Here is a 24,834-nt window from a genome sequence, read left to right as displayed (position 1 = left end):
GTGTCTTTTTTGTAGGGAAATGAAGACGTTTATAGGGCAGTTAAGACGTTTATAGGGAGTAAATATGGCAATTTTTTCTTGGTCTGAGGCTAAGCTTCTTGATACCAGTTTGAGTTCGCTTGATGGTTACTTTTCTGAGCCACCTGTTAGAACTCAAACGCTGACCGGCGGGTTGACTAATCGATGTTGGAAGTTGGTGTTAGCCGATGGCACTGCGTATGTTTGGCGTCCAATCACTCCCATCACCAAAGCCTTCTTTATCTCTCGTCATGAAGAGTATCAAGTGCTTTCCGCAATTGAGCGTCTAGGTATTGGACCAAGTCCAATAGTGGTCAATGAGCAAGGCTTATTGGTTGAATGGATTGCGGGTGAGACGCTTTACGAAGGCTTAGAGCTTGATGATTTGTTGAAGACTCTGATCTCGGTGCATTTGGTTAACACCGCGCGATTGCCGCTCCAACCGTTCAGTTTCACAGCGCGAGTCGATCATTACTGGCTGCAACTTGATTCGATTCATAAGACTGAAACCTGCACCAAGATTTATCAAGAGTGGCGCGTGGCTCCAAGTATCCCAAATGTTGACCTGTCTTTGTGCCATTTTGATTTAGGTGGTTATAACTTAGTGAGAAATAGCGATGGGATTAAGATTATTGATTGGGAATATGCAGCATTAGCTGACCCTAGACTTGATCTTACGTTGACCATTGCTGTTGCAGGATTACCAGTTGCTGAAGCCGTTAACAAGTACTGTCAGCTGCGAGGCATCCATGATGCCCAACCTTGGCTTGATGGGGTAGAAGCATGGTTACCAAGAAGCCAAATGATGGCGATGCTGTGGTCTTTGCTTGCTCATCAGCTCTGGGGCGATGAAAGTTATCTGCGTGAAGCAGAGGCGCTGAGTCACACTTTATGTAGCTAGGATCACGTTTAGGAAGTGAAAAATATAATTTCGTTCGTGTTCCCTTTAAAACCTTATTTTTCATGTTAGATTAATTAAAACGTACCAATATTCAACAAGGAGGTACTAATGATTATTTATCTACATGGCTTCGACTCAACTAGCCCGGGCAATCACGAAAAAATACTGCAGTTGCAATTCATTGATGATGACGTTCGTTTCATCAACTACAGTACTTTGCATCCAAAACACGATATGCAACATTTGCTAAAAGAAGTGCATAAAGTGATAGAGCAATCCGATGACCCGCATCCGATCATTTGTGGTGTAGGCTTAGGTGGTTTTTGGTCTGAACGTATTGGTTTCTTATGTGGTATTAAGCAGGTGGTGTTCAACCCGAATCTGCACCCTGAGAACAACATGGTAGGTCGAATTGACCGTCCGGAAGAGTACGAAGACATCGCGACTAAGTGTGTTGCTCAATATCGTATGAAGAACAAAGGTCGCTGTTTAGTGGTGCTTTCTCGTGAAGATGAGATTCACGACAATACCAAAACAGCTGCCGCGTTAGAAGATTATTATGATGTCATCTGGGACGAAAAAGAGAGTCATAAATTCAAAAAGATCTCTCAACATCTTCAAGCAATGAAAGCGTTCAAAAACGCTTAATCAATCCAGATGTTTTATAAAAGCAGTGCTCAATGAGTGCTGCTTTTTCACATCTGAATCTTAGAGATTGGTATTGATAAAGTAGTTGTATATGTTTTATCGGTCGGTTTGTGCATTTATAGATCAGTTTGCTCAAACGTTAACTAATTAGTCGCGAATCCTCATTGAGGGTAAGGATTTTTTTGTTGCGGTCATCTTTTTGCTATATATAATGTTCCCAAGCAAAATATTTTGACAAATATCAAAAAAAATTGAGAGCGAGTGAAAAAACTTGCCCATAATTTGTGTTCTGCCTCTCAGGTAGTCACCTTTTATATCCACGTGAGCAAAGCAACAAACCATTATTTGTTGTTTGTAACCCCTCTAACTACTCGGTGAGCTGTCGTTATTCTTTTTCGCGGTAACCCAATTTGTAACAGCCTTCGCATTCAAGGCCGAGTAGATACATAGAATTTATCGGTTGGAGTAATCGAGCCGAACCCCATTTATTCATTTTGTAGAGGATTGTCATTGTGACAAAAATTATCGTAGTAGGCGGCGGTGCTGGTGGTTTAGAACTAGCCACTAAGCTAGGCCGCACTTTAGGTCGTAAGAAACGTGCCCAGATTACTCTGGTAGACCGTAAAGCAAGCCACCTATGGAAACCATTACTTCATGAAGTAGCAACGGGCTCACTGGATGAAGGTGTTGATGCATTAAGCTACCGTGCGCACGCAAAAAACCATTACTTCGATTTCCAAATGGGCAGCCTGAACGACATCGATCGTGAGCGTAAAGTGATTGCACTAAGCGAGCTTACAGACGAGCACGGTGAACTGCTGATGCCAAGCCGTGAACTTGAATACGATATTCTAGTGATGGCGCTAGGCTCAACGTCAAACGACTTCAACACTCCAGGCGTTCGTGACAACTGTATTTTCCTTGATAGCCCAGAGCAAGCACACCGTTTCCGTACAGAAATGAACAATCAGTTCTTAAAGCTTCACGCTAAGAACGGTCAAGGCACGGTAGACATCGCGATTGTTGGTGCTGGTGCAACTGGTGTAGAGCTTTCTGCAGAGCTACACAACGCCGTTAAAGAACTTCGTACTTACGGCTTCGGCGACCTAGATTCAAGCAAGCTGAACGTAAACCTAGTTGAAGCGGGTGAGCGTATTCTTCCAGCTCTACCTCCTCGTATTTCAAGTGCAGCACACTCTGAGCTAACCAAGCTTGGTGTGAACGTTCGTACGAATACGATGGTGACTCAGGCGGATTCTGACGGCCTAACAACCAAAGATGGTGACAAGATCCCAGCTCAAATCATGGTATGGGCAGCAGGTATCAAAGCACCAGATTTCATGAAAGATATCGGTGGTCTTGAAACCAACCGTATCAACCAGTTGGTTGTGAAGAACACGCTGCAAACAACACTGGATGACAACATCTTTGCAATCGGTGACTTGGCGCAATGTACACAAGCAGACGGTTCATTCGTTCCGCCACGTGCACAAGCGGCTCACCAAATGGCAAGCTGTGCATTCAGCAACATCATTGCTAAGTTGAACGGTCGTGACCTGAAAGACTACATCTACAAAGACAAAGGCTCGCTAGTTTCACTCAGCCGTTTCTCTACGGTAGGTAGCTTGATGGGTAACCTGACGAAAGGCTCGATGATGGTCGAAGGTCGTATTGCTCGTGTGGTTTACATCTCTTTGTACCGCATGCACCAGATGGCGCTTCACGGCTTAATCAAAACATCACTGATGATGCTGGTTGGTCGTATTAACCGTGTACTTCGTCCAAACCTAAAGCTTCACTAATCAGGTAAGCCTTCTCAGAGCATTACGCTGATAATAAAAAAGAGCTCTTCGGAGCTCTTTTTTGATCGTGTCGATTATGGATTATCGCAGGTGTTGAACTCATTTCTGCTGTTAAGACGTTGGAGGTAGCACAGAATAAACCACGCCATCTTTCGGCTTACCGTTAAACAGAAATCGATTCTGGGCAATGGTTTCTCGCTCAGCGCCACACTTCTCGATCAACTTTTGGCTGGGTAGGTTCTCGGTATCGCAGACAATCTCCAAACGCGTTAACTTGAGTTGCGCGAAACAAAATTCAAATAGGGCGAACATCGCTTCTTTGGCGATCCCTCTCCTTTGAAAGTCATCACCGACCCAATAACCTAAACTCGCCATATTAAAGGTGTGGTAAAGCTCATTAATGGCAACCATACCGACTAACTTATCGCTTTTTCGTTCAAAGATGCCAAAACCAAACGCATCGGCTTTCACCCAGTTCAGGCGAGTTGCCAGAATAAATTTCTCGGCCTCGACGATAGAAAACTCTTTATGACACCAGTCGACCCATGGCAGCAAGCTAGGGGAGGACTTAACCAGCTGAGAAAATTCTTGAGCATCTGAGGCCTCAATGATTTTAAGGCTAAGATTTTGTGTGTTGATCTGAAATTCAGGGCTCATAGAGCGTACCAAGTAACGTGTAAGTACTGAGCAAAGAGAGTCAGTACAGAATAAAGATAGATAGCACTTAATAAAACGCCCTCACTAGGAGGGCGGATTGAATTATTTATATAATTATAGCCGAATCGGCAAGTAATTTACTGCGCTACACGTCTAACTTGAATCACCATTCCAAGAAGTGGGTGGTCAAGGTAATGAGTTTCTGTACTGCGCATACGACGTTTTTGGTCCATGCGGTAGCTCTTAAGGAACTCTTGGACTTCAACCGTCGGAGAAATTTCAGTTAGATTGCCTACCTGGACGTTGCTTTCTGCGCCACTTACTGGTGAATCTAGCTCAATTTGTTGCTCTTGTAGAGTCACTTCACGAACGCTTGGCGCTTTTAAATCTAATGTCGTTTCAGCGTATAGGTAGTGCTGAACGTAGATTTGCAGCTTGCCGTCTAATTCGTAGAGTGGCTTATCAATGGTCTCTTCTTGGAACCCATCAGCGCTGCCTGCAGTGATTGCGCCTTTTTCAGAGCCATCAGCATTAAACTGTTTAGAGAAATCTTTACCTGCTTGAATATGGAAAACAGGTGCCGAGCTCTTACCTTGGTCGCCTTGACGCCAAGCGGTATGCATCAGAACTTCAAAGCCAGCGTGTTTACGTAGCTTGTCTTTCTGAGGCGTTAACTTGTATTCCGAGTAAGGTAGCATTTGAACGCCTTTCTTTGCTCGGTATTGGGTATCTTGAAATGAACCAACGCGTTCAAGTGAAATCTTAGGCTGTGTATTTGGCCAAGATTCGTTCACCTTCTCTGCATCAACAGCGCGCTTAAAAATGATCACTTCTATATCAAATTGTCTCTGCGCCAAACTTGGCAGTGAGACGAACAATAGTAGCAGTGGGATCAGTCTTTTCATTTTTACTCCGTCTTCCAGCCGAACTACCGGCTGGATAATTTATATGTGCAAGTGGATTGGGTCTTATGCTGAAGGCAGCAAGTTTTGTCTGAATTCGCCCAATAAATCACTAACAAATTGAATTCGCTTCCGTCTGTCGACCAATGGTATCGTAAACTTGAACTTTGTTGGTCCTTCCATTGAAAACTTTTGCGGTTGAGATTGCAACAGTTTAACAAGGTAGGTCGGGTTTATGTCAGCATCCGGGTAGAATTCTAAGAATCCACCCTTATCGTGGGCTTCAATTTTCTTCGCTTTGATAGACGCTGCGGCTAATTTTAGCTCAGAAACTGATAACAAGTTCTTGGTTGCATCAGGCAGAAGGCCGAAGCGATCAATCAGCTCGACTTTCAACTCTGCCAATTCGTCGGTGTCACTCACACTCGCAATACGTTTGTATGTTGATAAACGCGTGTTGATGTCTGGAATATAGTCGTCTGGCAATAGTGCAGGCAGACGCATCTCAATTTCAGTTTGTTCACGCAATAGATCATCAAGCGAAGGCTCTCGACCTTCTTTCAACGCTTCAACCGCTTGTTCAAGCATCTCCATGTACAAGGTGAAACCAACCGACTGGATTTGACCACTCTGTTCATCACCCAACAGCTCACCCGCACCACGAATCTCTAAATCGTGAGTTGCTAGGGTAAAGCCTGCGCCCAAGTCTTCGAGCGAAGCTATCGCATCCAATCGCTTGATCGCATCTTTGGTCATTGCTTTAGGGTGTGGCGTTAACAAGTAAGCATAAGCTTGGTGGTGCGAACGACCTACACGACCACGTAATTGGTGCAGCTGTGCTAAACCAAGGTTATCGGCTCTGTCCATCAAGATGGTATTTGCCGTTGGTACGTCGATACCGGTTTCAATGATGGTTGTACACACCAGTAAGTTGAAGCGCTGGTGGTAGAAGTCATTCATGATGCGTTCCAGTTCGCGCTCTCGCATCTGGCCATGAGCTACAGTCACGCGCGCCTCTGGAATCAGCTTTTGCAATGACTCTGCTGTTTTCTCAATCGTGTCGACTTGGTTGTGTAGGAAGTAAACCTGGCCACCACGCATGATTTCACGCAGCACCGCTTCTCTGACGATGGCATCATCACTCTCGCGAACGAAGGTTTTAATTGCCAAGCGTCGTGCGGGTGGTGTAGCGATGATCGAAAGGTCACGCATGCCACTCATTGCCATGTTCAGCGTTCGCGGGATCGGTGTCGCAGTAAGCGTTAGAATATCGACATCCGCACGCATCGCTTTCACTTTCTCTTTCTGACGCACACCAAATCGGTGTTCTTCATCGACAACCAGCAAGCCAAGGTCTTTAAACTTAATATCACTCGAAAGCAGCTTGTGAGTCCCGACTAGGATATCCACTTTACCGTCGGCGACATCTTGCATGATTAGTTTTTGCTCTTTAGCTGATTTGAATCGGGATAGAACCTCAACACGAATCGGCAAGTTGGCGAAACGGTCTCGGAAGTTTTCAAAGTGTTGCTGAGCAAGTAGGGTGGTTGGAACTAACACGGCTACTTGTTTACTGTTGTCGGTACAAACGAATGCTGCGCGCATTGCGACTTCTGTTTTACCAAAACCAACATCACCACACACTAAACGGTCCATGGCTTTGGCTTGGCACATATCCGACATAACAGCATTGATGGCCATTGCTTGGTCATCCGTTTCTTCAAACGGGAAGCCAGACTTGAAGGTCGCGTATTGGCCACGGTCGAGTACAAACTTGTAGCCAGGTTTTAGTTCACGTTTAGCGTAAACATCAAGCAGTTCGGCTGCAACGTCACGGACTTTCTCTGCGGCGCGCTTACGAGCTTTCTGCCATGCTTCGCCACCGAGTTTATGCAGTGGTGCAGAATCTTCAGCGCCGCCAGAGTAGCGCCCGATTAAGTTCAGAGAAGCAACAGGTACGTAGAGCTTGGCATCATTTTGATACTCAAGCGTTACGTATTCTGTTTTCATACCACCCGCTTCAAGTGTTTGCAGGCCGATGTAACGACCAATACCGTGGTCAATATGAACAACAGGTTGACCCGGTTTAAGTTCGGCTAAGTGACGAATTACAGTGTCGCTGTTAACGCTTTTCTTGTCTTTCTTACGGCGCTGAACAACGCGATCACCCAACAGGTCGCTTTCACAGATAAGGGCGATGTTTTGCTCTTCATGGATAAAACCGTGTTCAGCAGAGCCAAGGATGAGGCTGAACTTGTCTTTGCCTTTAATTGAGGCATCGAGGTTTTCAACTTCGCTTGGTCGTACTTTAATACCACGAAGCAGTTCACTCAGCGCTTCACGACGACCTTCTGATTCAACCGAAAATACTACTTTGCCGTCGAAGGCTTCTGTGAACTTTCTTAGGTTAGCTAAAGGTTCTTTATTTTGATGCTGAACACTGAGATCAGGAAGAGACACAACCGGAAGGTTGGTACGTCCAGCTTTCTCTTCAATTGAATCTAAGCTCAGATTGACTTGTGGCTTCTGTTTGAAGTGTGCGAACAGCTCGTCTTTCTTCAGCCACAGTTGTTCAGGCGTGAGAAGTGGCCGTAATGGGTCAACACCGCGCTGTTCGTATCGATGAGCAACGTCCGTTAGGAATGAGTCTACTGCAGTCTCGACATCACCTAGAATCAGCAGTTGCGCTTCATCGGCAACGTAATCAAACAAGGTTTCTGTGTGATCGAAGAACAGTGGTTGCCAATACTCAATACCAGCAGGCCATGTGCCTTTAGATACCTGCATATAAACCGATTCTGGTTCGCGGCGGGCATCAAACTGTTGGCGCCAACGAATACGGAAATCTTCAATTGCCGTTTCCGAGGTTGGGAATTCGTGAGCAGGCAGCAGGCGGATCTCAGAGATGTCTTCAATAGAACGTTGGTTTTCAGGATCGAAGGTACGAATGGTATCGATCTCATCATCGAAGAAATCGATACGATACGGGTCTTTGCTGCCCATCGGGAACAGGTCGAGAATCGAACCACGACTTGCGTATTCACCTGGGCCAAACACTTGATCAACGTAGCGATAGCCTGACTTTTCAAGCTGTAGGCGCAGTTTCTCAAGCGAGTAGAGATCGCCCGTTTTCACCATTAACGTGTGTTGTAGCAAAAAGTCTCGCGGTGACTGGCGTTGCAATAACGTGCTGATCGGAACGATCGTGATGCCATCTTTTAGTGTTGGCAGTGCGTAAAGGCGTGCGATACGATCTGAGATGATCTCTTGGTGCGGCGAGAAGCTATCGTATGGCAGCGTTTCCCAGTCAGGGAATAATGCGACTTCATGTGCCGTAAACTGTTCAATTTCAGATTGAAGCTTAAGCGCCACTTGTGGGTCGGGTACAGCCAAGACGGTATGGCTGTTGTGTTGCTCTGCGAGTTTGGCAATGGCAAGAGCGAGAGACGAACCGACTAGGTTACCGATGTGCTTTTTGTCACCGGCACCTTTAAGTTTAGGTAGTGTAAATATGGATTTTTTGGTCATGTTAATTTACTTGTTATCTCGGTCTAGAGAGCGTTGACGCAAGAGTTTCTGTTGTTGATAAAGTGCCGCTTTAATTAGCAGGTCTTGGTCGGTATCGCGAAGATGAGCGTATTTAAATTTGATTTCGAAACCTGAGTCTTTCGCCTCGCTAGCAAATACTTCTGCGTAGCAATAAATGGCTGCAGCTGGGTGCTCTAGAAAAAGTTTGGCTTTTACTAAGCGACCCGGTTCGATGTCTGCTTTTGAAAAGCAGGAAAACTGACTCGCACCAAATGAATAGGTGTGAGTGCGAAATTTCTCATCATCTTGCTGCGATAACATAAAGCTCAACAAGAGGTTTAATTTTGAGTTTTGTGCATCCAATAAACTGGTGACATTCTTCAAGTCGCTGTTTTTCAGTTCCGCTCGAGCGCTGTCAGCTAACAGATCCAATTGGCTAAATTCACTTGCCACCACAAATGGTGCTGGGATCTCAGATTCGAATTGAATTTGAGAAGGTAAAGTGAAGCCGCTGTCCATTGGTTCAATATTAGCGGTAAGGCTATGGTGAACGGTGAAAAACTCTTGTTCTGTCATGCGTTAGTTCCTTGAAGTGATCTATTGATTATCGCTATGTGGCCGCAGTAATCAAGGTCAGTTAATTGAAAGTCTCAAATAGTTGTTTGAAATTTGGCAATTTGACAAGGTTCTGTTTTTCAAGCCTAACTAATTGAGTTAATTCACTCTATATTTTCAATTAACCCCTACACAGTAACAGCAATACCCGTTACATTAACCCGCATCCCCTTTAGATGGTTCAAAGTATGTTTCATCCTATTTCGTTGTTTGTTGGCCTACGCTATTTGAAAGGCCGTTCAGGTGATCGCTTTAGCCGTTTTGTTTCTTATATGTCGACGGCAGGTATCACCATTGGTGTGCTGTCTTTGGTTACTGTTTTATCGGTAATGAATGGATTCGAAGCGCAGTTAAAAGACCGAATTCTTGGTGTTCTTCCTCAAGCGGTGGTTTATGAGCAAGGTGGCACTACCTCTCTTTCTGCCCAAGCGCCTAATTTTGCAGAGCAAATCTCGCTTAATGGTCACGTTGAACCGATTGTCCGCAGTGAGGCAGTGATTCAGAGTCCGGCTCAATTATCTGCGGGTTTGTTAATTGGCATTGAACCCAATTCAGATGACCCTCTTCAGAACCACTTGATTGCGGGCAGATTGTCTTCACTTAAAGCGGGTCAATATCAGTTGTTCCTCGGTCATACTTTGGCGAGAAATTTGAAGGTATCTATGGGTGACAAAGTTCGCTTGATGGTGACCAGCGCTAGCCAATACACCCCATTAGGTCGTATTCCAAGCCAACGAAATTTCACCGTTGCCGGTATTTTCAATACAGGTTCTGATATCGACGCTCAACTGATGGTGACAGACATCCAAGACGCTGGGCGTTTGATGCGTTATAAATCAGACACTATTTCAGGTTGGCGACTATTTTTTGAAGACCCGTTTGAAGTCGCAGAGTTATCAACTCAGCCATTACCGGAAGGTTGGTTGTGGAGCGACTGGCGAGACCAACGAGGTGAGCTATTCCAAGCCGTTCGTATGGAAAAAAACATGATGGGTTTAATGCTTGGGCTTATCATCGGTGTTGCTGCTTTCAATATTATCTCAGCACTTATCATGGTGGTGATGGAGAAGCAGTCTGAAGTCGCGATTCTTAAGACCCAAGGCATGACTGATGGTCAAGTCATGGGGATCTTCATGGTTCAAGGCGCAAGTAGTGGCGTGATTGGTGCGCTCTCTGGTGGTGTGTTAGGCGTTGCTCTAGCGATGAACCTTAATACTATTTTAGAGGCGATGGGTGTTGCTCTATTCTCGTTTGGTGGTCAGTTACCAATTTTGATTAACCCAATTCAAATCGCTGTTGTTGTGGTTCTGGCTATTGCACTTAGCCTGATTGCCACTGTATTCCCTTCTTATCGTGCATCGTCTGTGAAACCTGCTGAGGCCCTTCGTTATGAGTAATTTTCTTCAATGTAATGATATCCGTAAAACGTACCGTGAAGGCTCGTTAGATACTGAGGTGCTCAAGGGAGTCAGCTTTGACATCGAAAAGGGTGAGCTAGTAGCAATCATCGGTACCTCTGGCTCGGGCAAAAGTACCTTACTGCATATCTTAGGCGCATTAGACGATGCTTCTGCGGGCAGTGTGAGTTTTCTTGGTCAAGATTTAGCATCTTTGAGTTCGAATAAGCAGGCGAAGCTTCGCAACCAGCATCTTGGCTTTGTGTATCAGTTCCATCATCTTCTATCTGACTTTTCAGCTTTAGAAAACGTGGCGATGCCGTTATTGATTGGCGGCGAAAAGCCCGCTAAAGCAAAGCAAGAAGCACAACGTTTGTTGGACAAAGTTGGGTTGAGTCACCGCGTGGACCACCGACCTTCAGAGCTTTCTGGTGGCGAGAGGCAACGTGTGGCGATTGCTCGTGCATTGGTGAATAAGCCTGCGCTAGTGTTGGCGGATGAACCAACCGGTAACCTTGACCATAACACCGCACTGTCTATTTACGACTTAATGCGTGAACTGAACCGTGAATACGATACTGCCTTTTTGGTCGTGACTCACGATGGTGAACTTGCCGGTAAGATGGATCGCCAACTTCACATGCAAGATGGTTTACTGGTCAACGTAGAAAAAGAGGAGAGCTAAGTGTTTTCCTCTTTATCTCTATTGATAGGCGGCCGATTTAGCCGTGCGAAACAACGAGACAAGATGGTGTCGTTCATCTCATTGTCTTCGACCATTGGTATTGCGGTTGGTGTCGCGGTGATCATTATCGGCTTATCTGCGATGAATGGCTTTGAGCGAGAGCTTCAATCACGAGTACTTTCTGTCATTCCTCATGGTGAATTTGAAGGCGTGAATGAGCCTGTGACTCGTTGGGAGCACGTGATTGAGGAGTCGGTTAAGCACGATAAAGTCGTTGCTGCTGCGCCTTATGTAAAAATTACAGCGCTTGCTGAAAAGGGCAAAGAACTCAAAGCAATTGAAGTTCGCGGCGTTGACCCACAACTTGAGCAACAAGTATCGAGCCTGTCGAGTTTTATCGATAAGCAAGCTTGGAGTGAGTTTAAAGCAGGGCAACAACAAATCATCTTAGGTTCTGGTGTAGCGAATGTGCTGGGTGCGAAAGTCGGTGATTATCTGACTTTGATGATTCCAGCGGTAAACGGTTCTGTGAAGGTTCAGGCGCCAAAGCGTGTTCGAGTGAAAGTTGTTGGCTTGCTGACGCTTAATGGCCAGATTGACCACAGCTTGGCTCTGATTCCGATTGGTGATGCTCAGGTCTACGCCAACTTAGGTGAGGCGGTAACTGGAGTCTCTTTAACAGTGACCGATGTGCTGAACGCGAACTCTATTGTGCGTGAAGTGGGCAATCAGCTTGATGTGTATGTGTATCTACGAAGCTGGCAGCAGAAGTTTGGTTTCTTGTATCGAGATATCCAACTCGTTCGTACCATCATGTATCTGGTGATGGTACTGGTTATTGGTGTGGCTTGTTTCAATATTGTCTCGACGCTAATGATGGCAGTAAAAGACAGAGCATCAGAGATCGCGATTTTAAGAACCATGGGTGCATCAGACGGCCTTGTGAAGCGCATCTTTGTTTGGCAGGGCGTATTCTCAGGCGTGTTAGGCAGTTTAGTGGGCAGTGCAATAGGTGTGCTAGTCGCTCTTAATCTCACGACACTAATCAAAGGACTTGAAAAGTTGGTCGATCACCAGTTCTTGTCCGGTGATATCTATTTTGTCGACTTCTTGCCATCACAACTTGATATGACGGATGTTGTTGTGGTTTCCGGCACTGCGATTGTGCTGAGTTTACTGGCGACATGGTACCCAGCATCACGCGCGGCGAAGTTGAATCCAGCCTCAGTGCTGAGTTCTAAATAGCATTCGCCTAAATAACAGGCCGTCAGTTTTCAGTCGATACAAAAAAGGATCCCAGTGGGATCCTTTTTTATTGAATTCAATTCGTGTTCTTTACGACTTTCGTTACATGCCAATCTTGCAGAGGTAAGTCGCTCATCCGATTTTAACTTGTGTACGTTTTAAGTGAAGCGCATACAAGGTTAGATTGAATAACAAGAAATGGCGTTCAGTGCCTTGCTTGTCGCTTCTTCCAACTTCTTACTACTGAGTAGCGCCATAAACCGCGAATACCAAAGTAGCCAATCATTGCTGAAACCACGCCACAAATCAGACAACCCAATAAGAACGGAGGCCCTATAGTGCTCATTTGCGCCAAGATGAAGTCCCAAGACAATTCGAAATGGAAGGCTTGCGGTGGCACATGCATAACAAACGCCCCGACTTTATAAGCAAAGTAGAAGAGAACAGGCATGGTAACCGGGTTACTGATCCAAACAAGTGCGACAGCTAAAGGCAGGTTAACGCCACATGCGACAGCAAGGCCTGCAGACATAATCATTTGACTTGGTAGAGGGACAAACGCCATGAATAACCCAACAGCAAACGCGCCAGCCGCAGAGCGACGATTAAGGCACCATAAGTTGGGGTTGTACAAAACATTGCCAAAAACTTTCAATGCTTTCTGACGCTTGATTAGATCATGGTCAGGCATAAATCGTTTGATAAACTTTCTTGGCATAGGAGGAAGCTACTCTCTTGTTTAACACTTGGTTCTTGATTTCATTTGCTGCGACAGTTGTGTCTGCCAGCTTCTGGCCTGTGATGCCACATTGGGTTTGGGCACCATTGATGCTGTTGTTACTGCTAGCATCAACAAAGTATAGCGTTTTCCGGAGTGCAAGAGGTCCAGTAACAGCATTGATACTAGTTATCTGCCTAGGGAATGCGATTGAAATACAAACGAGTCGCTTATTCCAATCAGGGCAGAATACTACCATAAATGCGTCGGTTGTTAGCCTTTTTAGTGAAAATAGCCACGGTTTTGAAAGCGTAATAGTAGTCAGATCAATTGGCGGCGAAAAATTAATCTTTCCTCAATTGATAAAATTGCGTTTGTTTACTCCTTTCAAGCTAACGCTTGGAGATGATGTCTATTTATCGGCCTCAATAAAGCCGATATGGGGCAAACTCAACGAAGCCGGCTTTGACCGAGAAAAGTACTTGTTTAGTGCTGGCGTGGTTGCCAATGCAACTTACAGAGCAGATACCAAGTACCGAATTCATTCTAGCACCAACTTACGCGCCCAATGGTTTGAAGCCAGCCTTGAAAGGTTAAGTCTGCTGGCAAATCAAGATCTCATTATCGCTTTGAGTTTTGGATATCGAGACCTTATTCCGCCTCAGCGGTGGGATATGCTTAAAAGCAGTGGCCTGATTCACTTGATGGCTATTTCGGGGCTGCATATTGGGATTGCCTTTGGTATCGGCTATCAGATTGGCAAGATATTAAGGTTACTTTCCCCTTCATTTCTTTGGTTACCTACAATATTCGGGCTCGGCTTGGCGTATTTCTATAGTTGGTTTGCTGGATTCACGCTGCCAACTTTGAGAGCTTTGGTGATGTGCGTTATCGCGAGTTATTTCTTGTGGCGTGGGCAAAATATCAGTTTGCTTCGGTATGTTACTTTAAGTGTGTGCGTGGTTCTGCTGATTTGGCCGTTTTCAGCTTTGTCGAGCAGTTTTTGGTTGTCCTTTGGTGCATTGGGCGCTGTTTTCTATATCGCCTGTAATACTCAGCGCTCAGCTTCAAGCTTTACATTTATCGACCACGCACTCCAACTTATTAAGCTTCAACTGATGCTGACATTCCTTATCGCGCCTTCCTCGATGTTGTTTTTCAAAGGAGTCAGTTTAGTCTCTGTTTTCTACAACTTGTTCCTTTTGCCTTGGGTATCGATGGTGACGATCCCGCTGTTGTTTCTGGCAATGTTTCTAAGCTTAATATCGGAGTCAGTGTCTGGCGTGGTTGGTATAACAGCGCTAGACAATGATTTGGTCAGTCAGCTGTGGAAGTTAGTCGACTTATCGCTTGAGCCTCTCGTATTTAGTCTTCCTTTCTCTGAGCGATTTTGGATCCAAGTCGATAATCAGACGATTGCATTATCAGTATTCCTTATCTTGTTTTTGAGCTTTGTTAGTCGGTATTTCAAGCGAACATTATCGATATTGGTAACTGCAGTGTTTGTGCTGTGGTGGGAGTTCAGCAAACCCCAGCAAGACAAACTAACTATTGATATCTTGGATGTTGGGCATGGGTTGTCTTTGGTCTTGGAAAAGAACAATCAGATTGTTGTTTATGATCTTGGCAATGCGTGGCCAGGAGGCTCGGTTGTTGAGTCTTTGTTGATTCCTACTTTGAATCAGCGGGGGATTTATGAATTAGAAGGCGTGATTGTGAGTCATTTCGATTCTGACCATGCTGGTGGTTATCCGGCATTACTTGAGAACTATACGCCAAAGTGGATAAGAACCAGTCAGAACATTATTCAAGAACGCCAATCTATCACTCAAGCCCCGTCTAATATTCAAACATGTACTATTGGAGAGGTTTGGAACTGGCAAGATGTTGTTTTTGAGGTGTTGTGGCCGCCTAAGCAAGTAAAGAGGGCGTATAACCCACATTCGTGTGTGGTCAAGATCTCAGATCATAGTGCTGATTTCTCAATGTTGCTCACTGGTGATATTGAACTGGTAAGTGAGTGGTTACTTGCTCGTGAAGGAGAACAGCTAAGGAGTGATGTTATGTTGGTTCCGCATCATGGCAGCGATTCGTCATCGATTAAGTCGTTTATTGAGGCGGTGTCTCCTCAGCTGGCGATAGCTTCTCTTGCCAAAGGCAACCAGTGGGGAATACCGAGTGAGTTTGTTATTGAACGTTATCAGGAAGCGGGGAGTACTTGGCTAGATACTGGAGAAAGCGGACAAATAACCATCACTCTTAGCAAAGAAGGTTGGCAATATCATGCGATTAGAGAACAACAAGGCAGGCAGTGGTATAGGCAGATGCTTCGTAAGGGAGTAGAATAGATAGATTATTGTGAGAAAATTAAGCGATTCTATGTCAACACAAACAGATGAAACTACCTGGGTCACATTTAAAAGACTTTGGACTTATATTCGATTATATAAGGCCGGCCTAGGTGTTGCGGTAATTGCGCTTATTATAAATGCCGTTTCTGATACCTATATGATTTCCTTACTAAAGCCGTTACTTGATGAAGGCTTTGGTAATGCTGAATCTGACTTTTTACGTACACTTCCACTTATTATCTTTGCCATGATGTTCGTTCGTGGCGTCAGTGGCTTTGTTTCAACCTATTGCTTGAGTTGGGTCTCTGGCAATGTGGTGATGGAAATTCGTCGTAAGATTTTCAGCCATTTCATGCACATGCCTGTTTCTTTCTTCGATAAAGAACAGACAGGCGCATTGCTATCTCGAATTACTTACGATTCAGAGCAAGTGTCTGCAGCAACCAGTAAAGCGTTAGTCAGTATTGTCCGTGAAGGTGCAAGTATTATAGGCTTGTTGACGCTGATGTTCTGGAATAGTTGGCAGTTATCTTTGGTGTTATTTGCTGTAGCGCCTTTGGTTGCGTGGGCGATCAGTATCGTATCGAAGCGATTCAGAAAGATCTCTAAGAACATGCAAACTAGCATGGGTCACGTTGCTTCTTCAGCTGAACAAATGCTGAAAGGGCATAAAGTGGTTCTAACTTACGGTGGTCAAGATCTAGAAAAACACCGCTTTGATAAAGTTAGTAACCAAATGCGCCAACAAAGTATGAAGTTAATCACTGCTCAAGCGGCCGCTAACCCGATTATTCAAATGATCGCATCAGTTGCGATTGTTGTTGTTCTATTCCTTGCTAGTGTCGATTCTATTAAAGCCGAGCTTACTGCTGGTACGTTTACCGTTGTGTTCTCTGCAATGTTTGGTCTATTACGTCCGCTAAAGGCGTTAACTAACGTAACGTCTGAATTCCAACGTGGTATGGCTGCGAGTACGACTCTATTTGGCTTGATGGATCTAGATACCGAGCAAAACAAAGGGACGTTGAAACCTGAAACTGTAATGGGTGAAGTGGCTGTTAAAGATGTCACGTTTACTTATGACGGTGCAGAGAAACCAGCACTTGATAAGATCAGCTTCAATATACCGAAAGGTAAAACGGTTGCGCTTGTTGGGCGATCTGGCTCGGGTAAGAGTACCATTGCTAACCTATTCACTCGTTTTTATGACGTAGACTCTGGTTCAATTGAGCTTGATGGCCACGACATTCGTGATTACGAATTGAGAAATCTGCGTGAGCACTTTGCGCTCGTTTCTCAAAATGTACATCTGTTTAACGATACGGTGGCTAACAACATCGCTTACGCAGCAGAAGAACAGTATTCACGTGAACAGATCGAATACGCGGCTAAGCTTGCTCATGCAAGTGAGTTTATCGAAGGCATGGAAAATGGCATCGATACCGTTGTTGGTGAAAATGGCGCAAGCCTTTCTGGTGGTCAAAGACAACGTATTGCGATTGCACGTGCTTTATTAAGAGATGCGCCTGTGCTGATTCTTGATGAGGCGACGTCTGCACTGGATACTGAGTCAGAGAGAGCGATTCAATCTGCACTAGAAGAACTGCAGAAAGACAAAACAGTATTAGTTATCGCACACAGACTCTCTACCATCGAGCAAGCTGATGAGATTCTAGTGGTTGATGATGGTCATATTGTAGAAAGGGGCGCACATGCTGAGCTAATCGCGCATGATGGTGCTTATGCACAATTACACCGAATTCAGTTCAGCGGATAAATTAGGTTTTGTTGTGATCGAAAAGATTTGGTTTAACAATCACCCGTTGAAATATCTTCTCTGGCCGCTATTGTGGCCACTGAGTCTGCTGTTCAAATTGATTAGTGGTCAACGTCGTGATGCTTACCTCTCTGGGAAGAAAGAGACCTACCGCCCGCCTTTACCTGTTATTGTTGTGGGCAATATTACCGCTGGTGGAAATGGTAAAACCCCGGTTGTGATTTGGTTAGTAGAAATGCTTCAGGCTCACGGCTTTAAACCTGGAGTTGTGTCTCGTGGTTACGGTGCAAAAGCACCAAGCTATCCGTTAGTGTTGAATGAAAATACGCCAGCTGAGCATTCGGGTGATGAACCTCGCTTGATTCGTAAGCGAACTGGTGCGCCAGTCGCAGTCGACCCTGTGCGAGCTAACGCAGTGAAAGCATTGCTGAGCAAAGGTGTTGATGTGATTATCACTGACGATGGCCTTCAGCATTACGCGCTTGAACGCGACATTGAATTTGCAGTTATCGACGGCGCAAGACGCTTTGGTAGCGAATGCCTAATTCCTTTAGGCCCGTTAAGAGAGCCTGTATCTCGTTTAGATGAAGTCGACTTTTTGGTTAACAATGGCGGTAAAGCGCATGGGCGAGAGTTCTCGATGTCTTTGCTTCCAAGCCAAGCGGTTAACCTAAAGACTGGTCAGAAAAGGTCTGTGGCTGAATTACAGAAGCTGGTTGCTTTTGCCGGTATTGGCCACCCACCGCGCTTTTTTAAAACATTGGAAGATCTTGATGGTGATGTGGTATTCACACAGGGTTTCGCCGATCATCAAGATTTTGATAAAGATGAACTTCATGCCTTAGCTAAGAAAGGTATGAATCTGATTATGACAGAAAAAGACGCTGTAAAATGCGAAGAATATGCTCAAGATAACTGGTGGTATCTTCCAGTTTCTGCGCAGTTCGATGAAGATTCGCAACAGCAAATTTTAAAAAGAATAAAAGAGGTTATGGAATACTATGGATCACCGTCTACTTGAGATCGTTGCTTGCCCTGTATGTAAAGGTAAACTAACTTTTGACAAGGATAAGCAAGAGCTTGTTTGTAAAATTGATCGCCTTGCTTACCCAATTAAAGAGGGTATTCCTGTTCTTTTAGAACCTGAAGCTCGCACCGTTTCTATGGATGAGGGTAAGTAATGTCTTATACGGTTGTTATACCTGCAAGATACCAATCGAGCCGTTTACCAGGGAAGCCACTTGCTGACATTGGTGGAAAGCCGATGATTCAATGGGTATACGAACAGTCAATGAAAGCGGGTGCCGATAACGTTATTATCGCTACCGACGACGCTCGAGTTGAAAAAGCGGCTAAAGCATTTGGCGCGACCGTTTGTATGACATCACCGAATCACGAATCGGGCACTGAACGCCTAGCTGAGGTGATTGAAGTTATGAATATTCCTGATGATCATATTATCGTGAATGTTCAAGGTGATGAGCCACTTATCCCACCTTCGATCATTAATCAGGTTGCCAACAATCTTGCTAACAGTACAGCTCCGATGGCAACGTTAGGTGTGGAAATCACTCATGCTGATGAAGTGTTTAACCCTAATGCCGTTAAAGTTGTAACCGATAAAGACGGTTATGCCTTGTATTTTAGCCGAGCAACCATCCCTTGGGATCGCGATGCTTACGCGAACAACGGTACTGCAGCGGAATCTCCTTTGCTTCGTCATATTGGTATCTATGCTTACCGAGCGGGTTTTATCAATACCTACATTAACTGGGAACCAAGCACTCTTGAACGTATTGAGTGCCTAGAGCAATTACGAGTACTTTGGTACGGTGAAAAAATCCACGTAGACGTTGCGGCGGAAGCACCTGCGGCTGGTGTTGATACGCCTGAAGACCTAGAAGCGGTTCGAGCTATTATTGGTTAAGCTTCTTTGAGCGAATTCTTGTTTGCTCTACAAAATGAAAAATCATGAGCCTTGCCTATTGCGAGGCTTTTTTCTATCTACCGAAAAGTGCGCTATCGAAAAGCGCGTGTGTGTCTTATTGACCTAAGCAAACGGATATTGGGATAGTTGCATTGGTTTATGCATCATCAACACGGAATTATCTGAGATTTACCTCGCTCGAGTTCCAATTTTTCTCTATAATATGCCGCCTATAAAGTAGTGGCGAATCGCTAGTACAGAATAAAACTTACGACAAAACGTGGAGTAAAAGATGCCTTCTCAAAGCCCAGTGATTACGGTTGATGGACCAAGTGGTGCAGGTAAAGGTACCCTGTGTATGTTGCTAGCAGATAAGCTAGGCTTTCATCTTCTAGACTCAGGCGCGATCTATCGCGTATTGGCTTTAGCGGCAATTCACCATGGTGTGGATACTGAATCAGAGGATGCTTTAGTACCGCTTGCTACACACTTAGACGTGCAGTTTATTGCTGAAGGCGACTTAGTTAAGGTTATCCTAGAAGGTGAAGATGTGTCTAGTGAACTTCGTAAAGAAGAGACAGGCATGGCGGCTTCAAAAGTTGCTGCTTTACCTCGCGTTCGCGAAGCACTGCTTCGTCGTCAACGTGCATTCAGCGCTGCGCCTGGTTTGGTTGCAGATGGTCGTGACATGGGAACGGTTGTGTTTCCTGAAGCTGAAGCGAAAATATTTTTAGATGCAAGTGCTGAAGAGCGTGCGAGTCGCCGCCTTAAACAGTTGCAACAGAAGGGGTTAGATGTTAAATTTGACGACCTTTTGAGCGAGATCCAAGAGCGAGACGACCGAGATCGTAATCGCCCAGTGGCGCCACTTCGCCCTGCAGAGGATGCTCTAGTGCTTGATTCCACCTCAATGAATATTGAGCAGGTAGTAGAAAAAGCACTACACTATATTGAATCGAAACTGGCTGGGTAATTTCGCCGAGCTAGTACGAACGTTGGTCGCAAGGATGATGACCGGCGAATTTATCAACCCCATGCGGTAGGATACCCATGGACGTTTAATTATTGAAGATTAAATAATGACTGAATCTTTTGCTCAACTCTTTGAAGAGTTTCTATCTGAAACTGAATTCCAACAAGGCAGCATCGTTAAAGGTACTGTAGTAGCTATCGAGAACGGTTTCGTTCTTGTAGACGCTGGTCTTAAGTCTGAATCTGCTATCCCTGCTGAACAATTCAAGAACGCTGCTGGCGAACTTGAAGTTGAAGTTGGTGCTGAAGTAGACGTAGCTCTAGACGCTGTTGAAGATGGTTTCGGTGAAACTCAACTTTCTCGTGAGAAAGCTAAGCGTCACGAAGCTTGGATCGTACTTGAGAAAGCTTGCGAAGAAGCTGAAACTGTTGTTGGTATCATCAACGGTAAAGTTAAAGGCGGTTTCACTGTTGAACTTAACGGTATCCGTGCTTTCCTTCCTGGTTCTCTAGTAGACGTACGTCCTATCCGTGACACTGCTCACCTAGAAAACAAAGAGCTAGAGTTCAAAGTAATCAAGCTAGACCAGAAGCGTAACAACGTTGTTGTTTCTCGTCGTGCTGTTATCGAATCTGAAAACAGTGTTGAGCGTGACGAACTTCTTGAAACTCTACAAGAAGGTACTGAAGTTAAAGGTATCGTTAAGAACCTTACTGACTACGGTGCATTCGTTGACCTTGGCGGTGTTGACGGTCTTCTACATATCACAGATATGGCTTGGAAGCGCGTTAAGCACCCATCAGAGATCGTTAACGTTGGTGACGAAATCCTAGTTAAAGTTCTTAAGTTCGATCGTGAGCGCACTCGTGTTTCACTAGGTCTTAAGCAACTAGGCGAAGATCCATGGGTAGCAATCGCTAAGCGTTACCCAGAAGGTCACAAGCTTTCTGGTCGTGTTACAAACCTAACTGACTACGGCTGCTTCGTTGAAATCGAAGAAGGCGTTGAAGGTCTAGTACACGTTTCTGAAATGGATTGGACTAACAAGAACATCCACCCTTCTAAAGTTGTTAATGTTGGCGACGAAGTTGAGGTTATGGTTCTTGATATCGACGAAGAACGTCGTCGTATCTCTCTAGGTCTGAAACAGTGTAAAGCTAACCCATGGCAGTCATTTGCAGAAATGCAAGCTAAGGGCGACAAAGTTACTGGTAAGATCAAGTCTATCACTGACTTTGGTATCTTCATCGGTCTAGAAGGCGGTATCGACGGTCTTGTACACCTATCTGACATTTCTTGGAACGCTGCCGGCGAAGAAGCTGTACGTGAATACAAGAAAGGCGACGAAATCTCTGCTGTTGTTCTAGCAGTAGATGCAGAGCGTGAGCGTATTTCTCTTGGCGTTAAGCAAATGGAAAACGACCCGTTCAACGCATACGTTGCTGACAACAAGAAAGGTGTTCTTGTAAACGGTACTGTTACTGCAGTTGACGCGAAAGGCGCTACTATCGAGCTAATCGAAGGCGTTGAAGGTTACATCCGCGCTTCTGAAGTTTCTCGCGACCGTATCGAAGATGCATCTCTAATCCTAAGCGTTGGCGACAGCGTTGAAGCGAAGTTCACTGGTGTAGACCGTAAGAACCGCGTAATCAACCTATCTATCAAAGCTAAAGATGAAGCTGATGAGCAAGAAGCAATGGCTTCACTGAACAAGTCTGAAGAAGGCGCGTTCGGTAACGCAATGGCAGACGCATTCAAAGCTGCTAAAGGCGAATAATAGCTTCTCATTAAGAGAATTATAGCTATCTAGCCAAGAAAGGAGCCGTAAGGCTCCTTTTTTTTTGCTTATTTTTCCGATAGGTCTATAATTTCTAAAAAGAAAACCAACGAGGGTAACTATGACTAAGTCTGAATTGATTGAGAGACTGTGCGCTGAGCAAACGCATCTTTCTGCAAAAGAAATTGAAGACGCTGTAAAAGACATTTTAGAGCATATGGCTTCAACACTAGAAAGTGGTGATCGAATCGAAATTCGCGGTTTTGGCAGCTTTTCTCTGCATTATCGTGAGCCTCGTGTTGGACGTAACCCAAAGACTGGTGACAAGGTTGAGTTAGAAGGTAAATACGTTCCTCACTTCAAACCAGGTAAAGAGTTGCGTGAACGAGTAAACTCAGGAATGTAGCCTACTTATCGGAATTAAGAAAAGCGGCATACTATAATGTATGCCGCTTTTTTATGACCATAATATGGTGGTCTGATTAGTAATTTTCCTGCATAATCGTACAGCTAACCAACCAATGAGTGATGAACTATGAAAATTATAAAAATAGTCGCCGTTATCGCACTTTTCCTAATTGCACTGGCTTTAGGCTCTCAAAACCAAACAACTGTGAATTTCAACTATCTGCTAGCGCAAGGTGACTTCCACCTATCAAGTTTATTAGGTGTTGTATTCGTTTCAGGCTTCGCCCTTGCTTGGTTAGTCTTTGGTAATATGCACATGCGGTCTCAGCTAAAAATTCATCGCTTGAAGAAGCAACTCAATAAGCAATCAAAGCAGGTCCCTGCTGATACTAAAGCTTAAAGGCTATATTTGATGTTAGAGTTACTGTTCTTACTTTTGCCCATCGCAGCCGCTTATGGCTGGTATATGGGTAATCGTAACGCTCAGCAAGAAAAACAAAAGCAATCACACCAGATCTCCCGTCAATACGTGACGGGTTTGAACCTATTACTGTCAGATCAATCTGACAAAGCGGTTGATCACTTTATTGAACTGCTTCAAGTAGACAATGAAACCATCGATACTCACTTGGCTTTGGGCAACTTGTTCCGCTCAAGAGGCGAAGTCGACCGCGCTATTCGTATTCACCAAAATCTCATCTCTCGTTCGGGGCTTACCCTCGATCAGAAAAATCTCGCACTGCAACAATTAGCTAAAGACTACATGGTCTCTGGCTTCCTTGATCGCGCTGAAAAAATCTTTGAACAACTTGTAGAAGAACCTGACCATAAAGAGGGCGCTTTACAGCAGTTGGTGGCTATTTATCAGCAGACCCGTGAGTGGAACAAGGCTATCCATTACGGAAATATCTTAGTTAAGCTCGGCAAGAAAAAAATGAAGATGCGTGCCACAGTCGCGCATTTCTGGTGTGAGCTTGCAATGCAAGAACAAGCCGATGGTAATCGTTCTAAAGCGCTTCAGCATTTTAAGAAGGCGCTTTCTGAAGACCCTAAATGTGTTCGCGCAAGTATCGCACTAGGGAAGTTCCACTTAGCGAACGAAGATTACCAAAAGACAATTGATTGCCTTGAATCGGTACTTGAACAAGATATCGATTTTATCAGTGAGGTGTTGCCAACCCTTGCTGAGTGTTACCACAAGCTTGGACAAGAAGCTCAATTGGTCGAGTTCCTCAAAGCGTGTATTCAGAAGAAAGCCGGTGTATCTGCCGAACTGATGCTGGCGCAATTGGTTGCTCACCATGAAGATGTAGGCTCTGCTCAAGAGTTACTGACAAAGCAGCTTGTTAAAAATCCAACCATGAAAGGTTTTTATCGATTAATCGATTACCACCTAGCGGAAGCAGAAGAAGGCCGAGCAAAAGACAGCTTAACCACACTTCAATCTATGGTTGGTGAACAGCTTAAGGTTAAGCCTCATTACCGTTGTCGTCAGTGTGGTTTCTCGACACACTCTTTGTATTGGCACTGCCCTTCATGTAAAGGGTGGGGGACGATCAAGCCTATTCGTGGGCTTGATGGTGAATAGATTTGTGGTCACTTTAAGACCAAATTATTAATTGCAGCTTTCGGGCTGCATTTTTATGACTGTTATTTATCACCTGCTTAGGTGATTAGAAATTTTTAGAAAGTTAACTGCGTTAGGAGATGAAATGAACGACCAAAAAATCATTGTAGCCTTGGATTATGATAATCAAGCGGATGCGTTAGCCTTTGTCGATCGAATTGACCCAGCATCTTGCCGCCTAAAAGTGGGCAAAGAGATGTTTACCCTGTTTGGCCCTGAATTTGTTCGTGAATTACATAAGCGTGGTTTCTCAGTATTTTTAGACCTTAAATTCCACGACATCCCGAACACATGTTCAAAAGCAGTCCGTGCTGCCGCTGAACTGGGTGTTTGGATGGTGAACGTACACGCAAGTGGCGGTGAGCGTATGATGACGGCTTCTCGCGAAATCTTAGAACCTTATGGCAAAGATCGTCCACTGTTAATCGGTGTAACGGTACTCACCAGTATGGAGCAATCTGACTTAGCGGGTATCGGTCTGGATCTTGAACCACAACAACACGTGATGCGCTTGGCTTCTCTAACGAAAAACTCTGGCTTAGACGGTGTTGTATGTTCTGCACAAGAGGCTTCTTTGCTTAAAGGTGCACTTGGTCAAGAGTTCAAGCTAGTTACTCCAGGTATTCGTCCTGTCGGCGCAGATGTTGGTGACCAGAAGCGCATCATGACGCCTTCTAAAGCGATTGAATCAGGTTCAGACTACCTTGTTATTGGTCGTCCGATTACGCAAGCGATAGACCCTGCTGCTGTACTTGCAGAGATCAACGGTACGCTTGCTTAAGTCTATATTTGGATTGAGATATAAATAAAGAAGGCCAGCAAATTGCTGGCCTTAATTTTTTAGTCTGGATTAGTCTAAACTGGACTGAATGTTCTGT

The 24,834-nt window shown here is 44.8% G+C and carries 22 protein-coding genes; 17 read left to right on the top strand and 5 right to left on the bottom strand.

Annotated features, from left to right (window positions below; translation table 11 throughout):
* The first annotated feature begins 64 nt into the window (after nt 1–64).
* The 3 genes from ACED41_RS06295 (at nt 65) to ACED41_RS06285 (ending at nt 3,369) form a co-directional block, all read left to right on the top strand.
* Entirely contained in the window at nt 65–919 is an 855-nt protein-coding gene (locus ACED41_RS06295; protein ID WP_371724659.1) for a phosphotransferase, read from the top strand.
* Nucleotides 920–1,027: 108 nt separating this feature from the next.
* Nucleotides 1,028–1,567 (top strand): alpha/beta hydrolase YcfP, encoded by a 540-nt coding sequence (gene ycfP, locus ACED41_RS06290; protein WP_009847155.1) that lies wholly within the window; start codon nt 1,028–1,030, stop codon nt 1,565–1,567.
* A gap of 512 nt (nt 1,568–2,079) precedes the next feature.
* The gene (locus ACED41_RS06285) at nt 2,080–3,369 is read left to right on the top strand and encodes an NAD(P)/FAD-dependent oxidoreductase (protein ID WP_009847154.1); all 1,290 of its coding nucleotides are present in this window, start codon (nt 2,080–2,082) and stop codon (nt 3,367–3,369) included.
* 111 nt (nt 3,370–3,480) lie between these two features.
* Here ACED41_RS06285 and ACED41_RS06280 read toward each other — a convergent pair whose 3' ends face one another.
* The 4 genes from ACED41_RS06280 to ACED41_RS06265 all read right to left on the bottom strand — a co-directional run bounded on the left by ACED41_RS06280 (nt 3,481) and on the right by ACED41_RS06265 (nt 9,032).
* The gene (locus ACED41_RS06280) at nt 3,481–4,026 is read right to left on the bottom strand and encodes a GNAT family N-acetyltransferase (RefSeq protein ID WP_017060225.1); all 546 of its coding nucleotides are present in this window, start codon (nt 4,024–4,026) and stop codon (nt 3,481–3,483) included.
* Between the two features lie 137 nt (nt 4,027–4,163).
* Nucleotides 4,164–4,931, bottom strand: coding sequence for a peptidoglycan binding protein CsiV (locus tag ACED41_RS06275; RefSeq protein ID WP_017065298.1), 768 nt, complete (start codon nt 4,929–4,931; stop codon nt 4,164–4,166).
* Between the two features lie 63 nt (nt 4,932–4,994).
* Nucleotides 4,995–8,456: a transcription-repair coupling factor gene (gene mfd / locus ACED41_RS06270; protein WP_017066779.1), complete on the bottom strand. Its 3,462-nt coding sequence runs from the start codon at nt 8,454–8,456 to the stop codon at nt 4,995–4,997.
* 6 nt (nt 8,457–8,462) lie between these two features.
* Nucleotides 8,463–9,032, bottom strand: a complete 570-nt coding sequence (locus tag ACED41_RS06265; RefSeq protein WP_017065300.1) for a hypothetical protein — start codon at nt 9,030–9,032, stop codon at nt 8,463–8,465.
* Between the two features lie 227 nt (nt 9,033–9,259).
* Here ACED41_RS06265 and lolC point away from each other — a divergent pair, with 227 nt between their 5' ends.
* The 3 genes from lolC to lolE are packed head-to-tail and all read left to right on the top strand — an operon-like array spanning nt 9,260 to nt 12,398.
* The gene (gene lolC / locus ACED41_RS06260) at nt 9,260–10,468 is read left to right on the top strand and encodes a lipoprotein-releasing ABC transporter permease subunit LolC (protein WP_102429154.1); all 1,209 of its coding nucleotides are present in this window, start codon (nt 9,260–9,262) and stop codon (nt 10,466–10,468) included.
* The gene (lolD, locus tag ACED41_RS06255) at nt 10,461–11,153 is read left to right on the top strand and encodes a lipoprotein-releasing ABC transporter ATP-binding protein LolD (RefSeq protein WP_017060230.1); all 693 of its coding nucleotides are present in this window, start codon (nt 10,461–10,463) and stop codon (nt 11,151–11,153) included. Before lolC ends, lolD begins: the two co-directional genes overlap by 8 nt.
* Entirely contained in the window at nt 11,154–12,398 is a 1,245-nt protein-coding gene (gene lolE / locus ACED41_RS06250; protein ID WP_371724658.1) for a lipoprotein-releasing ABC transporter permease subunit LolE, read from the top strand. It begins immediately after the preceding gene.
* 205 nt (nt 12,399–12,603) lie between these two features.
* On the opposite strand, the gene ACED41_RS06245 is transcribed toward lolE, so the two are convergent.
* Complete coding sequence (locus tag ACED41_RS06245; protein WP_017060232.1) at nt 12,604–13,116, bottom strand: DUF2062 domain-containing protein; 513 nt, start codon at nt 13,114–13,116, stop codon at nt 12,604–12,606.
* A gap of 17 nt (nt 13,117–13,133) precedes the next feature.
* On the opposite strand from ACED41_RS06245, the gene ACED41_RS06240 reads away from it, so the two are divergent.
* The 11 genes from ACED41_RS06240 to pyrF all read left to right on the top strand — a co-directional run bounded on the left by ACED41_RS06240 (nt 13,134) and on the right by pyrF (nt 24,737).
* The gene (locus tag ACED41_RS06240; RefSeq protein WP_102332956.1) at nt 13,134–15,464 is read left to right on the top strand and encodes a DNA internalization-related competence protein ComEC/Rec2; all 2,331 of its coding nucleotides are present in this window, start codon (nt 13,134–13,136) and stop codon (nt 15,462–15,464) included.
* A gap of 31 nt (nt 15,465–15,495) precedes the next feature.
* Nucleotides 15,496–17,244 carry a lipid A ABC transporter ATP-binding protein/permease MsbA gene (gene msbA / locus ACED41_RS06235; protein WP_017060234.1) on the top strand — a complete coding sequence of 583 codons (1,749 nt, stop codon included), beginning with the start codon at nt 15,496–15,498 and terminating at the stop codon, nt 17,242–17,244.
* A gap of 13 nt (nt 17,245–17,257) precedes the next feature.
* Nucleotides 17,258–18,265, top strand: a complete 1,008-nt coding sequence (gene lpxK, locus ACED41_RS06230) for a tetraacyldisaccharide 4'-kinase (protein ID WP_029235494.1) — start codon at nt 17,258–17,260, stop codon at nt 18,263–18,265.
* A complete protein-coding gene (locus ACED41_RS06225; protein WP_004736429.1) occupies nt 18,246–18,425 on the top strand; it encodes a Trm112 family protein in 180 nt (59 codons plus the stop codon). Before lpxK ends, ACED41_RS06225 begins: the two co-directional genes overlap by 20 nt.
* On the top strand, nt 18,425–19,171 hold the full coding sequence (gene kdsB / locus ACED41_RS06220) for a 3-deoxy-manno-octulosonate cytidylyltransferase (RefSeq protein ID WP_017060236.1): 747 nt from the start codon (nt 18,425–18,427) through the stop codon (nt 19,169–19,171). The genes ACED41_RS06225 and kdsB overlap by 1 nt, the downstream gene beginning before the upstream one ends.
* Nucleotides 19,172–19,463: 292 nt before the next feature.
* Complete coding sequence (gene cmk / locus ACED41_RS06215; RefSeq protein ID WP_371724657.1) at nt 19,464–20,144, top strand: (d)CMP kinase; 681 nt, start codon at nt 19,464–19,466, stop codon at nt 20,142–20,144.
* 106 nt (nt 20,145–20,250) lie between these two features.
* Complete coding sequence (gene rpsA / locus ACED41_RS06210; RefSeq protein WP_010439921.1) at nt 20,251–21,921, top strand: 30S ribosomal protein S1; 1,671 nt, start codon at nt 20,251–20,253, stop codon at nt 21,919–21,921.
* A 121-nt stretch (nt 21,922–22,042) separates the two neighbouring features.
* Nucleotides 22,043–22,327, top strand: coding sequence for an integration host factor subunit beta (ihfB, locus tag ACED41_RS06205; protein WP_017060238.1), 285 nt, complete (start codon nt 22,043–22,045; stop codon nt 22,325–22,327).
* 129 nt (nt 22,328–22,456) lie between these two features.
* Entirely contained in the window at nt 22,457–22,729 is a 273-nt protein-coding gene (locus ACED41_RS06200) for a LapA family protein (protein WP_017060239.1), read from the top strand.
* Between the two features lie 12 nt (nt 22,730–22,741).
* Nucleotides 22,742–23,917: a lipopolysaccharide assembly protein LapB gene (lapB, locus tag ACED41_RS06195; RefSeq protein WP_017060240.1), complete on the top strand. Its 1,176-nt coding sequence runs from the start codon at nt 22,742–22,744 to the stop codon at nt 23,915–23,917.
* Between the two features lie 124 nt (nt 23,918–24,041).
* Complete coding sequence (pyrF, locus tag ACED41_RS06190; RefSeq protein ID WP_017060241.1) at nt 24,042–24,737, top strand: orotidine-5'-phosphate decarboxylase; 696 nt, start codon at nt 24,042–24,044, stop codon at nt 24,735–24,737.
* Nucleotides 24,738–24,834: the final 97 nt, after the last annotated feature.

Origin of the sequence: Vibrio sp. 1F255, assembly GCF_041439145.1 — a bacterium.
In the GTDB taxonomy this organism is placed as follows: Bacteria; Pseudomonadota; Gammaproteobacteria; order Enterobacterales; family Vibrionaceae; genus Vibrio; species Vibrio crassostreae_C.
Note: the sequence above shows the minus strand (reverse complement) of the source record. Positions and strands in the feature narration are given on the sequence as shown.

What these genes read in the sequence shown, in the direction of transcription:
- ACED41_RS06295 (WP_371724659.1), top strand. Translation starts at nt 65, where the DNA reads ATGGCAATTTTTTCTTGGTCTGAGGCTAAGCTTCTTGATACCAGTTTG.
- ycfP (WP_009847155.1), top strand. Translation starts at nt 1,028, where the DNA reads ATGATTATTTATCTACATGGCTTCGACTCAACTAGCCCGGGCAATCAC.
- ACED41_RS06280 (WP_017060225.1), bottom strand. Translation starts at nt 4,026, where the DNA reads ATGAGCCCTGAATTTCAGATCAACACACAAAATCTTAGCCTTAAAATC.
- ACED41_RS06275 (WP_017065298.1), bottom strand. Translation starts at nt 4,931, where the DNA reads ATGAAAAGACTGATCCCACTGCTACTATTGTTCGTCTCACTGCCAAGT.
- mfd (WP_017066779.1), bottom strand. Translation starts at nt 8,456, where the DNA reads ATGACCAAAAAATCCATATTTACACTACCTAAACTTAAAGGTGCCGGT.
- ACED41_RS06265 (WP_017065300.1), bottom strand. Translation starts at nt 9,032, where the DNA reads ATGACAGAACAAGAGTTTTTCACCGTTCACCATAGCCTTACCGCTAAT.
- lolC (WP_102429154.1), top strand. Translation starts at nt 9,260, where the DNA reads ATGTTTCATCCTATTTCGTTGTTTGTTGGCCTACGCTATTTGAAAGGC.
- lolD (WP_017060230.1), top strand. Translation starts at nt 10,461, where the DNA reads ATGAGTAATTTTCTTCAATGTAATGATATCCGTAAAACGTACCGTGAA.
- ACED41_RS06245 (WP_017060232.1), bottom strand. Translation starts at nt 13,116, where the DNA reads ATGCCAAGAAAGTTTATCAAACGATTTATGCCTGACCATGATCTAATC.
- msbA (WP_017060234.1), top strand. Translation starts at nt 15,496, where the DNA reads ATGTCAACACAAACAGATGAAACTACCTGGGTCACATTTAAAAGACTT.
- ACED41_RS06225 (WP_004736429.1), top strand. Translation starts at nt 18,246, where the DNA reads ATGGATCACCGTCTACTTGAGATCGTTGCTTGCCCTGTATGTAAAGGT.
- kdsB (WP_017060236.1), top strand. Translation starts at nt 18,425, where the DNA reads ATGTCTTATACGGTTGTTATACCTGCAAGATACCAATCGAGCCGTTTA.
- cmk (WP_371724657.1), top strand. Translation starts at nt 19,464, where the DNA reads ATGCCTTCTCAAAGCCCAGTGATTACGGTTGATGGACCAAGTGGTGCA.
- rpsA (WP_010439921.1), top strand. Translation starts at nt 20,251, where the DNA reads ATGACTGAATCTTTTGCTCAACTCTTTGAAGAGTTTCTATCTGAAACT.
- ihfB (WP_017060238.1), top strand. Translation starts at nt 22,043, where the DNA reads ATGACTAAGTCTGAATTGATTGAGAGACTGTGCGCTGAGCAAACGCAT.
- ACED41_RS06200 (WP_017060239.1), top strand. Translation starts at nt 22,457, where the DNA reads ATGAAAATTATAAAAATAGTCGCCGTTATCGCACTTTTCCTAATTGCA.
- lapB (WP_017060240.1), top strand. Translation starts at nt 22,742, where the DNA reads ATGTTAGAGTTACTGTTCTTACTTTTGCCCATCGCAGCCGCTTATGGC.
- pyrF (WP_017060241.1), top strand. Translation starts at nt 24,042, where the DNA reads ATGAACGACCAAAAAATCATTGTAGCCTTGGATTATGATAATCAAGCG.